Origin of the sequence: Rhodococcus sp. MTM3W5.2, assembly GCF_001984015.1 — a bacterium.
GTDB classification, from domain to species: Bacteria; Actinomycetota; Actinomycetes; order Mycobacteriales; family Mycobacteriaceae; genus Rhodococcus_G; species Rhodococcus_G oryzae.
Map to the genome: position 1 here is coordinate 4,147,501 of NZ_CP019572.1, position 12,319 is coordinate 4,159,819.

General features: G+C 69.6%; 10 protein-coding genes and 1 pseudogene (1 of these 11 cut by a window edge). 5 read left to right on the forward strand and 6 right to left on the reverse strand.

The features are described from left to right. Positions 1 to 74, reverse strand: partial view of a hypothetical protein gene (locus BTZ20_RS18645; RefSeq protein WP_072754253.1) — the start only. The gene continues 145 nt to the left of window position 1, outside the view; only the first 74 of its 219 coding nucleotides appear in the window; its start codon is at positions 72 to 74; the stop codon falls past the left edge of the window. A gap of 324 nt (positions 75 to 398) precedes the next feature. Here BTZ20_RS18645 and BTZ20_RS18650 point away from each other — a divergent pair, with 324 nt between their 5' ends. Beyond that, positions 399 to 1,616: a DUF4185 domain-containing protein gene (locus BTZ20_RS18650; protein ID WP_077042378.1), complete on the forward strand. Its 1,218-nt coding sequence runs from the start codon at positions 399 to 401 to the stop codon at positions 1,614 to 1,616. Between the two features lie 61 nt (positions 1,617 to 1,677). Here BTZ20_RS18650 and BTZ20_RS18655 read toward each other — a convergent pair whose 3' ends face one another. Then, entirely contained in the window at positions 1,678 to 2,808 is a 1,131-nt protein-coding gene (locus BTZ20_RS18655) for an acyl-CoA dehydrogenase family protein (RefSeq protein WP_077042379.1), read from the reverse strand. A gap of 9 nt (positions 2,809 to 2,817) precedes the next feature. Continuing rightward, positions 2,818 to 3,990, reverse strand: coding sequence for an acyl-CoA dehydrogenase family protein (locus BTZ20_RS18660; protein WP_077042380.1), 1,173 nt, complete (start codon positions 3,988 to 3,990; stop codon positions 2,818 to 2,820). 201 nt (positions 3,991 to 4,191) lie between these two features. On the opposite strand from BTZ20_RS18660, the gene BTZ20_RS18665 reads away from it, so the two are divergent. Next, positions 4,192 to 4,773, forward strand: a complete 582-nt coding sequence (locus tag BTZ20_RS18665; RefSeq protein ID WP_077043820.1) for a TetR/AcrR family transcriptional regulator — start codon at positions 4,192 to 4,194, stop codon at positions 4,771 to 4,773. Between the two features lie 3 nt (positions 4,774 to 4,776). Here the strand turns inward: BTZ20_RS18665 and BTZ20_RS18670 are convergent, their stop codons facing one another. Continuing rightward, positions 4,777 to 5,988, reverse strand: a complete 1,212-nt coding sequence (locus BTZ20_RS18670; protein ID WP_077042381.1) for a hypothetical protein — start codon at positions 5,986 to 5,988, stop codon at positions 4,777 to 4,779. A 186-nt stretch (positions 5,989 to 6,174) separates the two neighbouring features. Between BTZ20_RS18670 and BTZ20_RS18675 the strand changes: the two genes are divergently transcribed. Genes BTZ20_RS18675 through BTZ20_RS18685 form a run of 3 tightly spaced genes read left to right on the forward strand, consistent with a single transcriptional unit; the run spans position 6,175 to position 8,919 of the window. Beyond that, positions 6,175 to 7,758, forward strand: coding sequence for a hypothetical protein (locus tag BTZ20_RS18675; RefSeq protein WP_077043821.1), 1,584 nt, complete (start codon positions 6,175 to 6,177; stop codon positions 7,756 to 7,758). 46 nt (positions 7,759 to 7,804) lie between these two features. Next, positions 7,805 to 8,287 carry an SgcJ/EcaC family oxidoreductase gene (locus BTZ20_RS18680; protein ID WP_077042382.1) on the forward strand — a complete coding sequence of 161 codons (483 nt, stop codon included), beginning with the start codon at positions 7,805 to 7,807 and terminating at the stop codon, positions 8,285 to 8,287. Beyond that, positions 8,284 to 8,919, forward strand: coding sequence for a hypothetical protein (locus BTZ20_RS18685; RefSeq protein ID WP_077042383.1), 636 nt, complete (start codon positions 8,284 to 8,286; stop codon positions 8,917 to 8,919). Before BTZ20_RS18680 ends, BTZ20_RS18685 begins: the two co-directional genes overlap by 4 nt. A gap of 30 nt (positions 8,920 to 8,949) precedes the next feature. On the opposite strand, the pseudogene BTZ20_RS18690 reads toward BTZ20_RS18685, so the two are convergent. Next, positions 8,950 to 11,456 (reverse strand): annotated as a pseudogene (locus BTZ20_RS18690) (ABC transporter permease). A 15-nt stretch (positions 11,457 to 11,471) separates the two neighbouring features. After that, complete coding sequence (locus BTZ20_RS18695) at positions 11,472 to 12,281, reverse strand: ABC transporter ATP-binding protein (RefSeq protein WP_077042384.1); 810 nt, start codon at positions 12,279 to 12,281, stop codon at positions 11,472 to 11,474. Positions 12,282 to 12,319: the final 38 nt, after the last annotated feature.

The following is a 12,319-nucleotide window of genomic DNA, read 5'->3' on the forward strand; positions in this document are numbered from 1 at the left end:
GCGGCGCCGACGAGCCCGGTCACGAAGACGCAGGCACTGAGGGTCTTGAGGGCGGGTGGGGCGATTGTGGTCATGCTCGAACACCTACTCGGAAGTTCTTCGGCGCCTCGCACGCGAGCCGCCGGCTTGGTATCTGCATCGTCGAGAATTACGCCTCTCGGGTGCGTAAGACTCCTGAGCCGCATTTCCGCACGAAACGCTAGCGGCACGATGCCGACAATCCCGATAGGCGCGGCGTCGTTATCCAAATCGAGACCTTCGCCGCTTTCGGAGGCAATTCGAAGTCTTGTCCGAACGGTTATCCAAGGGCACGGCCCTTTTCTCCCGCTTCGTTAGATTGTCAGCGGCCGCGATTGATGTTCGGCCGTTACGCCGAATCGAGAGGGAAGGCCCAACCGATGACCCGTACCCCCAAGTTCCTGATGCTGTCCCTCGCCGCGACGTTGGCGTCGACGGCGGCGCTCGCCGTCTCCGCGCCCTCCGCCACGGCGGATCCGTTCTGCGGCGGTACCGGCAGCGGCGGGAGCAGCGGGTTCGGGAGCACCGGCGGCGCGGGCAACCCGATCCCGTGGTTGAACGGTCAGGACGGGCGGCTCCCCAACCTGAAGGGCAAGACCCAGGCGATCGAGCATGTCACCGGCCTCAACGGCCCCAACGACACCGCACGGCGGTTCAACGTGGTCGGCACCGACCTCGGCATCATGTGGGACAACGGCGCAGGCCAGGTCCTCACCGCGTTCGGCGACACCACCGGGCTCAGCCAGGCTCCCCTGTGCGAGGGGCTGGTCGGCGACTGGCGGAGCAACGTGCTCTTCCGCAGCTCCGACCGCGACCTCGGCGACGGGATGAGCATCGACAGCTCGCCCCTTGACCGGCCGAATCACTCGAAGGAATTCCTCCCGAGCAAGAAGATCCCCGGCGTCGAACACACCGTCATCCCGACCACCGGTATCTCCGTCAACGGGGTGCAATACATCAACTACATGTCCATCCGCAGCTGGGCGGCGCCGGGCGAATGGGTCACCAATTACTCCCAGATCGCAACCTCCACCGACAATGGCGAGACCTGGACGCCGCGGCCGGAATCGGTGCGGCTGAATGTCCTCGACGACGCCCTCTCCCTGGCGAATCTCCCGGCGACGGGAAATCAGAATTTTCAGATGGGCGCCTTTGTCAAGCACGACGGCTTCATCTACAACTTCGGCACGCCCTCGGGCCGTTCCGGGCAGGCCCGGCTCTCCCGCACCCCGGAAGCCTCGATCCTGAACGTCGCCGGCTACGAGTACTGGGACGGCCACGGCTGGGTGGTCGGCAACCCCGCCGTCGCGGTGCCGGTGCTGGACGGCAGCGTCAGCGAGCTGTCGGTCCAGTACAGCGCCTACCTGGGCAAGTTCATCGCGCTGTACTCCAACGAATCGAACGCGCTGATCATGCGGACCGCGCCGGTGCTGACCGGGCCGTGGAGCACACCGGAGACGCTGATCAGCAGCGCGACCGTGCCCGGCCTGTACGGCGCATACATGCATCCCTGGTCGGAGGGCGAGAACCTGTACTTCCTGGCCACGACCTGGTCCGACTACAACGTGATGATGATGCGCACCAAGCTCAGCCGCTGACCCCGACGAGCGAGAGCCCCGCCGACCGCACGGGTCGACGGGGCTCTCGGCCGCTTACCGGTTACTGCGAGACGTTGACCATCTCGTAGTCGGCGACCGTGCCCGCCAGCACGCGGAGGTGGTCGTCGGCGCTGCCAAGCGTGTGCTCGATCGCGACGAGCCGGGAGACGTAGTGCCCCACCGGGTACTCGGCGGTCATGCCGATGCCGCCGTGCATCTGGATGGCCTCCTGACCGATGTGCCGCGAGGCCCGCCCGATCTGCAGCTTGGCCCGCGAGGCGATCGTCGGATCCTTCACGCCGTCGGCAAGGGACATCGTGGCGTACAGGCTCATGCTGCTCGCCAACTCCAGCGAGACGTACATGTCCGCCGCGCGCTGCGTCAGGGTCTGGAACTTCGCCAGCGGAACACCGAACTGCTTGCGCTGCTTGAGGTATTCCGTGGTCAGCCGCAGCGTCTCCGCCATCGCCCCGACCGCCTCGGCGCACAGTGCGGCCTGCGCGCGCACCTCGGACGCGGTGATCGCGGCGGTGACGTCGCCGCCGTCACCGAGCTGCTCGGCAGGCGCGTCGACGAACTCGACCTGGGCGCCGCGGAGCCCGTCGTGGGTGGCGTAGCCGCGCCGCGTCACGCCCTCGGCGGCGGCGTCGACCACGAACAGGCCCACTCCCCCGCCGGGGAGGGTCGCGCTGACGACCAGGCTGTCGGCGCAGTCGCCGTGCAGCACCGGGTTCTTGCGACCGGTGAGGACCCATCCGTCGCCGCGCGCGGTGGCGGTCGTCGAGACCTCGCTCGCAGGCCACCGACTACCGGGTTCGGCGTGCGCGAACGCCAGCAGCACGGTGCCCTCGGCGACCCGAGGCAGGTAGCGCGCGCGCTGGTCGGCCGAGCCTGCGTCGGCGATCAGCCCACCGGCGAGCAGCACTGCGAGGTACGGCTCCGGCGCCAGGGCCCGGCCGATCTCGTTCATCACGGCCATCGTCTCGACCGGTCCGGCACCCATCCCGCCGTCCTCCTCGGCGAAAGGCAGTCCGAGCAGACCGATCTCGGCGAAGCTCTTCCACACGTCCCGACTCCAGCCGAGGTCCGTGGCGGTGACGGCGTTGCGCTTCTCGGCATCGTAGCTGCGGGCGAGCAGCTCACGGGTCGTGTCGCGCAGCATGACCTGTTCGTCATTGAGTTCGAAGTCCATTGCGGCGCCTCACAATCCGAGGATCGAAGAGGCGATGATGGTGCGCTGCACCTCGCTCGATCCGCTGTAGATGGATACCTTTCGGTAGTTCAGGTAGGTCGGGGCGGCGTGCTGCGCCCAGGACGGCGAGTCGATGTCGGCCGCACCGAACGGCAGCGAATCGGGGCCCGCGACGTCCATGAGGATCTCGGTGGAGGCCTGCTGCAGCTCCGAGCCGCGCAGCTTGAGCAGCGAGGACGCCGGGTTGGGCTTGCCGTCCGCCGAGCCGGCGACCACCCGCAGCTGGGTCAGCTCGAGCGCGAGCAGCTCGTTCTCCAGCTCCGCGAGCCGCGCCGCGAACAGCGGGTCCTGCAGCAGCGTCCCGTCGCCGACCTTGGTCTGGGCCGCCAGCTCCTTCGCCTTGGCCAGGCGCACCTTGGAGGTGCCGACCCGGGTGACGCCGGTGCGCTCGTTGCCGAGCAGGAACTTCGCGTATCCCCAGCCGGCGTTCTCCTCGCCCACGAGGTTCTCGGCAGGGACGCGAACGTCCTCGAACCACACCTCGTTGACCTCGTAACTGCCGTCGATCAGCTTGATCGGGCGGACGGTGACGCCGGGGGTCTTCATGTCGATGAGCAGGAACGAGATGCCTGCCTGCCGCTTCGGGGCGTTCGGATCGGTCCGGACCAGGCAGAAGATCCAGTCGGCGTGCTGTGCCAGCGTGGTCCAGGTCTTCTGGCCGTTGACGATGTAGTCGTCGCCGTCGCGGACGGCTCGGGTCTTGAGCGACGCCAGGTCTGAGCCCGCCTCCGGCTCGGAGAAGCCCTGGCACCACCAGATGTCGAGGTTCGCCGTGGCGGGCAGGAACTTCTCCTTTTGCTCCTGCGAGCCGAACGCCGCGATGACCGGTCCGACCATGTCGGCGTTGAACGCCAGCGGGTCCGGCACCGAGGCCAGCTGCATCTCGTCCAGCCAGATGTGACGCTGCACCGGCGTCCAGTCGCGGCCGCCCCACTCGACCGGCCAGTTCGGCACGGCGAGCCCGTTGGCGTTGAGGATCGCCTGGGTGGTCTTGAAATCCTCGGCGGTCAGCTCACCGCCGCGCGCGGCGCGCTCACGGATGTCGGCCGGGACCTGGGTGGTGAAGAACGTGCGCATCTCGTCGCGAAAGGCGAGTTCCTCGTCGGTGAGTTTCAGGTTCATTGTGTGCTTTCTGTGTCAGATCGCCGAACCCCGGCCGGCCGAACCGGACGGGGCGAGCCGAGAGCGCGCACCGCAGAACTAAGCGCACGCTCATTTCCTAAGCGCATGCTTATACTTGTCCCGTTGGCGGGTGTTGTCAAGGTGCAGAACGTGAAGCGGAGGCCAAGGGTGAGCGAATCAGTGGCGGCGGAGACACCCGGCGTGGTGAGCAGCTCCAAGGCCGCCGCGCGGATCCGGGCCGCAGCCGTGGAGGCGTTCGCCGAGAACGGCTATGGCGGGACCACCACCCGCGACATCGCCGCCCGCCTCGGCCTGAGCCCCGCCGCGATGTACCCGCACTACAAGTCCAAGGAAGAGCTGCTCTACGCGATCAGCTACGAGGGCCACCAGCGGTGCGTCGAGCTGCTCACCGACGCCGATCCCGTCGACTCGCCACCCACCGCCAGGCTGCGCGCGGTCGTCGGCGCCTTCACCCGCTGGCATGCAACGCACCACGCCCGCGGACGGGTGGTGCAATACGAGCTGACCGCGCTCTCACCCGAGCACTACCGCACGATCATCGGGCTCCGCCGCGACGTGAACCGGATCGTCAAGCGGATCGTCAGGGCGGGCGCCGCGGACGGCTCGTTCGTCGTGCCGGACGTCGAGGGCGTGACCCTCGCGATCACCTCGCTCTGCGTCGACGTGTGCCGATGGTTCCCCGGTGGCGGGTTCACCGAACCGGATCGGGTCGCGGAGCTGTATTCCGAACTGGCCCTTCGACTCGTCGCGGCCACCGCCTGACCGTCAGTCCCGCCCGCGGCCCGGTTCCGCGCGCGAGGTGAGCGCCAGGATGTCCCGGTACAGGACGCTCTGATACGCCCCCATCAGCTCCTCGACCCCGCCGAACTGGTCGCCGACGTGATGGGTGTTCTCCGCCGAGAGTTCCCGGTTGCCCGAGCGCGCGATGAGGTCGTCGATCCGCGAATCGAGGCTCATCGTCCGCTGCACCGCGGCGATCGCCTGCAACTGCTCCTCCGCCTGGGAGAGCAGGTCGCCGATGCGGGCCAGCGCCGCGACCCGGTCGACCAGCTGTTGCCACACCGGAGCCAGCGCCGTCTGCCGCGCCGTGATCTGGGCGCGGGCACCCTCGCCCCGCGTGGACCGCATGGCAGCGGCGAGCTCGGCGGTGATCCCCCGCAGCGCCACCGTGTCGGCCGCGATCTGGATCAGCTCGTCCGCCAGGTCCAGCTGGGCACGCTGGATGAGGAAGTGCTCCGAATGCCAGGCCGACGACCCGTCGATCCGGTCGTACAGCGTGCCCGCCAGGTAGAGCAGGGTGTCGTAGCGGTCCGCGAACCGCTCGCCCTCGGGCGCAGCGCCCTGGGCGAGGGCCTCGGCGGCCCGGCGACCGACGCCGGCCAGCGGGGTGCTCTCGGTGAGCGCGGCCACCCGCTCCGCGGCGGCGCCGAGGGTCGCGTTCCGCACCTGGTCGACGGGGCGATCGCCCGAGGTGACGGGCACCGGGGTCCGCTGCAGCGCGGCGAACAACGCCTCCCGCTGGTCGGGTTCGAGGTGCACCCCGTCGCGGCGCTCCCGCCGGATCGCACGTACCCCGCTCGCGTAGTGCGTGGCGGACAGCACCATGGCAGACCGCAGGTGATCGAGCCGCTTGGCGACCTCCGCCGCCCGGAAGGTGAACACCGCCTGCACGGGCCCCGGCCGCAGCTCCGCCGCCCGACCCGCGAGCCGGGCCTGCTCGTCGGTGAGCCGTCGGAGGGCACCGAAGCCCCCGATCGACGGGATGGTCCGGCCCGTCCGCCGCCGCTCGGCGAGGATCTCGCGGGTGGCGACGTCGACGTGTCCGGCCGCGATCAGCACGGCCGCCTCGTCGGACAGCACCGGCAGCCGGGCCTCGACCCACGCCCCCTCGCTCCACCGCCGCACCTGCAGCGAGATGCGCTCGCGGCGCTGCGCCGCGGTCTCGTAATCGCCCGGGACCTGCGGGTCATCCGACATCGAGCCTCCTCGAGTTCCAGGACTCCACTGTTCCAGAAATCCGGGGAACGCGCCGCGACCGCTTTCGTGGATCTTGCACACCCGGGATGGGAAACTCTGACGGTGACGCAATCACCCGAACGCGGAAACAGACGCCGGATTCGTCCATCACTGCTGCGGTTGTGGGGCATCGCGGCGGTCGGCCTGCTGTGGCCGGTACCCGTCGCCGCGGCACAGGCGCCGCCGAGCCAGCCCGCCGCCTGCGTGCCGTTCGGGACCGCGCAGCTGCCGCCGGGAGTCCCGTCCGGCGGCGGCAGGCTCGGGTTGATGAACCTGCCGGTGTTCACCGGACAGTCCGCCCCTGCCAGCGTCGAACTACGCACGCCGACCACGCAGTTCAACCGGTTCTCCGATTTCGCACTGGTCGGCCACGACCTGCTCACCCGTCCCCGAACGGCAGGCGGTGCCAACGCCGAACCGTGGCGCTACGTCCCGATGCCCGAGTGCCTGCGGGGCCGCATTATCGGGATCTCCGTGGACGACGACGAGTTGGCCGCCATCGGCGACAACGGCTGGATCTACACGATGGACAACGCCTCGCAGGACCCGATCTTCTGGAACTGGACGTCCGCGTGGGGCTCGCCGCTGTGGTTCGCTCCGGGACAACAACTTCCGGGCGAGAACGGGAACGGCTGGGCGCTGAGCGTCTCCTCCCCGTGGGACAACCAGACCTTCACGGACATCGCGGGGCGAATCCACTACGTGGGGCTGGGGAAGATGACGATGCTGCCCGCGCTGACCGGCGACGGCAGCCGCATCACCTTCGCGGACCCGTGGCTGCCGAACGACGACAGCTACGAGATCGGCGGCCCGGTCGGTGGCCGATTCCAGTCGATCTCGCTGTCCGCGGCCGGGTCGACGACGTTCGTGATGAACAGGTACGGCGACATGTACACCCGCAGTTTCGATTTCGACTCGTCGGGCTCGGACTCGGTCTTCTTCCGGTACAGCTGGGACAGCCAGGCCGGTAAGCCAACCGCACCCAACATCTTCGCCGAACTGCTCGATCGCAGCACCGCCGCCATCCAACTGCCCGCGCCCGACTGGGTCCATCAGCCCAAGGTCCCCGGCGAGATCACCTCGGCGATCAGCGTCAACTCAACCGGGCCGGGCCCGGGCCAGCGCGAACTGCGGGTCGAGGGCCGCCGCGACGGCGCCACCGGGTTCTGGCACAAGAGCCCGACCGCGCCCGACTGGGAATTCACCCGCACTGACGCGGCGCGCCTTGGCACCCCCGTGGACAACCCGTCGGCGGACCGGTCGAAGGACACCCTTGCCCCGCCCGCACCCTGGCACCTGTCCGGGAACCTGCCCGCGCGCGACGGCAGCATCGACGGGCAGACCCTGATCGACATCGGCCTCCCCTACTCGGTCGTCGACCCACGGCTGCTCGACGCGGTCGGATCGCAAGCCGCACCATCGGGTTACCGCATCTCGGCGTCGCACTTCGACCCGGCGGCCACCAGCAGGGCGGCGACGGTGACCGCACCCGACGGCGCCGAGATCCCGGTGATCCTGCACACCGCGGACGGACTGCGCCTCGGCCCCCGCGCCGCCGGGCTCGACGGGGAGCCGCGCCATCTGGTCGGCGCCGTCGAGGTCCCCCGCGATGCCTTCGACACGCGCGGCGACGATCCCGCGCTCGACGGCTTCGTCCGGGACTGGATGCGGGGCAGGCAGATCGCCGCCATCACCCTCAGCGCCACCGACCACGATCTGGTGGTGAGGTAGCACCGTCGAACCCATCGAACGACAACCGAGGAAATCAGGTGCCGCGATGCACAAGCTCACCGTTCGATCCATCGCACTGACTGCCGGCGCCATCGCGGCCCTCACGGCGTGCGCGGACCCGATCTCCGGAGTCGCGCAGGATGATCCGCCGTCGCCCGAACAGGTTGGCGAGCTGTTCGACACCTGGAACGAGACGCTGGCGACGGGCGACCCCGAGGCCGTCGCCGACCTGTACGCCCCGGACGCGGTGCTCCTCCCCACTGTGTCCAATGAAGTACGCACCGACCGCGCCGGCATCGTCGACTACTTCACCGGCTTCCTGCCCAGCAAGCCGAGCGCGGTGATCGAGCAGTCCGTCGTCAACGTGCTCGACGCGGACAGCGCGATCGACACCGGCGTCTACCGATTCACCATGAACAAGCCAGAGGGCCAGGAGGTCGTCGATGCCCGTTACACGTTCGTATACGAGAAGAGGGACGGCAAATGGCTGATCGTGAACCACCACTCCTCCGAGATGCCGGAATCATGAACCGCGCCACCGCACCCCGCCCCCGACTCGTCGTGCTCTGTGGCGTGCTGACGGTGGGCGGGGTGCTCGCGCTAACCGGCTGCGGAGACGGCAGCGAGGGCCTCGCGACCACCTCGGGGTCGGTCACCGCAGCGCCGGTCGACTCCCCCACCTCCGGGTCGGGCGCCACGCTCATGTCGACCACCCCGAACACCGCCTGGAGCACCGACCCCCAGCGGGCCGACGCGTCCGACGACGCGCACCTGACGGTCACCGGCCTGCGCGTCGGCGGTCACGACGGCTATGACCGCGTGGTCTACGAACTGGGCGGCACCGGCGTCCCCGGCTTTTCGGTCCGCTACGCCGACCTCGCCGTCCAGGAGGGCAGCGGGGAGGTGATCCCGATGGCAGGCAACTCGATCCTCGAGGTCCTCATCACCGGCAGCGGCTACCCGTTCGACACAGGTGTCGCCGAGTACGACGGACCGAACCCGTTGCCGGGCGAGGGTTCCGAGTTGATCACCGAGACCCGGATCTCCGGGGTGTTCGAGGGGACCACCCAGTCGTTCATCGGACTCGAGTCCGGCGGTCATCCGTTCACGGTGTCCACCCTGAGCGACCCGACCAGGCTGGTCGTCGACATCGAGCACTGACGTCGACGACCAGCCCGGCGGCACAGGCGATCACACCCCTGCGATCGCCTCAAGCGGCTTGGTGCGCGCGGCCCGCGCGGCCGGCCACAGTGCGGCCAGCACTCCGACCACCGCGGAGCCGAGCAGCATGGCGACCACCTGCCCCCACGGCACCGCGATCACGTCGAGGCCCTCATCCGCAAGCGTGCTGACGAAGCCCCAGCCGAACGCGACTCCGAGCAGCACACCGACCGCCGCACCGAAGACCGCGATGAGCACCGACTCGAGGTAGATGGTGCGACGCACCTGCGGCCGCTGCATACCGACGGCCCTGAGCATTCCGATCTCGCGGCGCCGCTCCACCACCGACAACGCGAGGGTGTTGATGATGCCGAGGATCGCGATCACGATGGCCAACGCGAGCAGTCCGTAGAGCACCGCCAGCAGGGTGTCGATCTGCTTGCCCTGGCTGCCCTTGAACTCCTCACGGTCCTTGACCTGCACCACCAGGAACTTGTCAGTGGCCGCCGCCAGATCGCCGCGCATCGCCGCCAGGTCGGCGCCGGGCTGGGCCTCGATCAGCACCGCCCAGACCGCCCTGACCGCGGCCGGGGTCACCTGCTCGTACACCGATTCGGGCACCATCCACTTGCCGAGGAGCTGGGAGTCGGCGTAGATGCCGGTGACATTGGTGGTCACCTGCTCGCCGTCGCGGTCGGTCAGGACGACCGGCGTACCGATCCGCCATCCCTTCTCTGCGGCTGTCGTCCGGGAGACCAGCATGTTGGTGCCTGCCAGCTCGGCCGACCCCTCCTCGAGGGTGTAGTCGAGGACACCGTCGAGCTGTCCGCTGAGGGCGGTACCGAACTGCTGCTCGTCGTCGATCTTGACCGCAACGCCGTGCAGTTCGACCGCGTCCGCAACCCCTGGCACGTCCTCGACGGCGGCCGCCGCACCGAGGGGAACACCCATCGAATCCGGGCCCGCGAGGATGTAGTCGGCGCGAACACCGTTGTCCACCAGGGAGTTCACGCTCTCCTTCGCGGAAGCGCCGAACACCCCGATCACCGACACCAGCATCAGCCCGAGGGTCAACGCGAACGCGGTCGCCGCGGTGCGGCGGGGGTTGCGCACGGCGTTGGTGCGGGCCAGCCGGCCCACCGGACCGAACGGCTTGGCGAATACCGCGCCGAGCGCGCCCACCACCGGGCGCGAGAGCGCCGGGGCCGCGAGCAGGACCGCGACGATCAACGCGGCCGCACCGAGGCCGACCGTCGTGGCCGCCCCGCCGCCGGTGCCGCGAGAGCCGACCAGCAGCAGCGCGCCGCCGACCACCGCGGCGATCGCGCCGACCAGCGTCCGCACCCGCAGCGAGTCACCGGTGGAGGAGAACTCCTCCCGCATCGCGGCGACCGGCGGTACCTTGGCCGCCCGGCGCGCGGGGCATAGGCACTGACCACCGTGACGAGCACGCCGACGAGGAGCGCGACGATGACGGTGCGGGGCTCGAGCTGCAACGGCCCGGACGGCAACCCGACATCGAAGCCGTTGAGCATCGCGCGCAGCCCGTAGGCGAGGCCGACGCCCGCGGCGATGCCGAGCGCGCTGCCGAGCAGGCCGACGATGAGCGCCTCGAGCACCACCGAACGCCCCACCTGCTTGCGGCTGGCCCCGATCGCCCGCAGCAGCGCGAGCTCGCGCAGCCGCTGGGCCACGATCATCGAGAAGGTGTTGTAGATGATGAACGTTCCGACCAGCAGCGCGATCGCGCCGAACGCGAGCAGGAAGTAGTTCATGAAGCTGAGCGCCGAGTTCACCTCCGCCTTCACGTCCTCGCGGACCTGATCGCCGGTGTCCACCTTGAGGTTCGGGAGGGCGGTCGCGACCCGGTCGCGGAGCTCGGACTGCGAGACCCCGGTGCCCGCGACGTCGATGTAGTCCACGTGGCTGCCGTCGGTGAAGAGTTCGCGCGCCTGCGCGCCGTCGAACTGCGCGCCGACGAATCCGCCGGAGTCGGACGGTGTTTGGTAGATCCCGCTGACCGTGACGTCGATGACGCCGCTCGTGGGCACCAGCACCTGGGTGCGGTCCCCCACCGCGAGACCGGCCTTGCGTGCCGCGCCCTCGTTGAGCGCGATCTGACCCGGAGCGGCGGGCGGCGCCCCCGCGACCATCACATCGGGATCGCCGAGCGCCTGCTCCGGCGGGGTGTACGACAGCCCGATGCTGGGCGCGCCGCCGGACTGCAGCGGCTTCTTGTCGGCGCCGAGCAGCACGATCGGGCCGTCGACGGCAGGCACGACCGCGCGCACCCCGTCGACCGCCTCGAGCTTCGGGAGCTCGGTCAGCGGCACCCCACTCGACCCCTCCTCCAGTCCGCTGACCCGGACGTCGACGCCCTTCGCCGCGTCCGCGAACAGCCCGTCGAAGGTCTTCTGCAGCGTGTCGGTGAACACGAACGACCCGGCAACGAAGGCGGTGCCGAGGACGACGGAGAGCACGGTCAGCGCGAGCCTGACCTTGTGCGCCGCGAGGTTTCGCAGCGACACCTTGCGCATGGGTGAGGACATGGTTCAGCCCTGTCCGTCGACGGAGACGGTGTCGACGGTGTCGAGCCGCTTCATCCGGTCCAGGACGGTCTCGGCGGTCGGGTCACGCAGCTCGTCGACGATGTGGCCGTCGGCAAGGAACACCACCCGGTCCGCGTAGCTCGCGGCCCGCGGATCGTGGGTGACGATCACGACGGTCTGGCCGAACTCGTCGACCGCGGCCCGCAGGATGGCCAGCACCTCGCCGGAGGAGCGGGAGTCCAGGTTGCCGGTGGGCTCGTCGCCGAAGATGATCTCCGGCTGACCCGCCAGCGCCCGCGCGCAGGCGACACGCTGTTGCTGGCCGCCGGACAGCTCGCTCGGCCGATGGTCGAGCCGGTCCTTGAGCCCGAGCCGGGTGAGCACGTTGTCGAGCCAGGACGGGTCGGCCTTGCGGCCCGCGATGTCGAGCGGGAGGGTGATGTTCTCCAGCGCCGTGAGCGTCGGAACCAGGTTGAACGCCTGGAAGACGAATCCGATCCGGTCGCGCCGCAGCTGCGTCATCTGCTTGTCGGAGAGGGTGGTCAGCTCGGTGTCCCCGATCATGACCGACCCCGAAGTGGCGGAGTCCAGCCCGGCCAGGCAGTGCATCAGCGTCGACTTACCGGACCCCGAGGGCCCCATGATCGCGGTGAACTCGCCGCGCGCGAAGTCGGCCGACACCCCGTCCAGCGCGCGGACCTGGGTGTCCCCGGAGCCGTACGTCTTGTTCAGGTTCTGCGCGCGGGCGGCGACGGGGGTGGGGGCCGGCGTTTCGGTTGACACCGCGACGGCGCCGAGGGCATGCGAGCTCATGACTGCCTTTCGTCCTGGGGCTGGGCTGACACTGCGAC

Coding starts and splice junctions, on each gene's coding strand:
- BTZ20_RS18650 (WP_077042378.1), top strand. CDS start 399: ATGACCCGTACCCCCAAGTTCCTGATGCTGTCCCTCGCCGCGACGTTG.
- BTZ20_RS18685 (WP_077042383.1), top strand. CDS start 8,284: ATGAACCGCGCCACCGCACCCCGCCCCCGACTCGTCGTGCTCTGTGGC.
- BTZ20_RS18660 (WP_077042380.1), bottom strand. CDS start 3,990: ATGAACCTGAAACTCACCGACGAGGAACTCGCCTTTCGCGACGAGATG.
- BTZ20_RS18670 (WP_077042381.1), bottom strand. CDS start 5,988: ATGTCGGATGACCCGCAGGTCCCGGGCGATTACGAGACCGCGGCGCAG.
- BTZ20_RS18680 (WP_077042382.1), top strand. CDS start 7,805: ATGCACAAGCTCACCGTTCGATCCATCGCACTGACTGCCGGCGCCATC.
- BTZ20_RS18695 (WP_077042384.1), bottom strand. CDS start 12,281: ATGAGCTCGCATGCCCTCGGCGCCGTCGCGGTGTCAACCGAAACGCCG.
- BTZ20_RS18655 (WP_077042379.1), bottom strand. CDS start 2,808: ATGGACTTCGAACTCAATGACGAACAGGTCATGCTGCGCGACACGACC.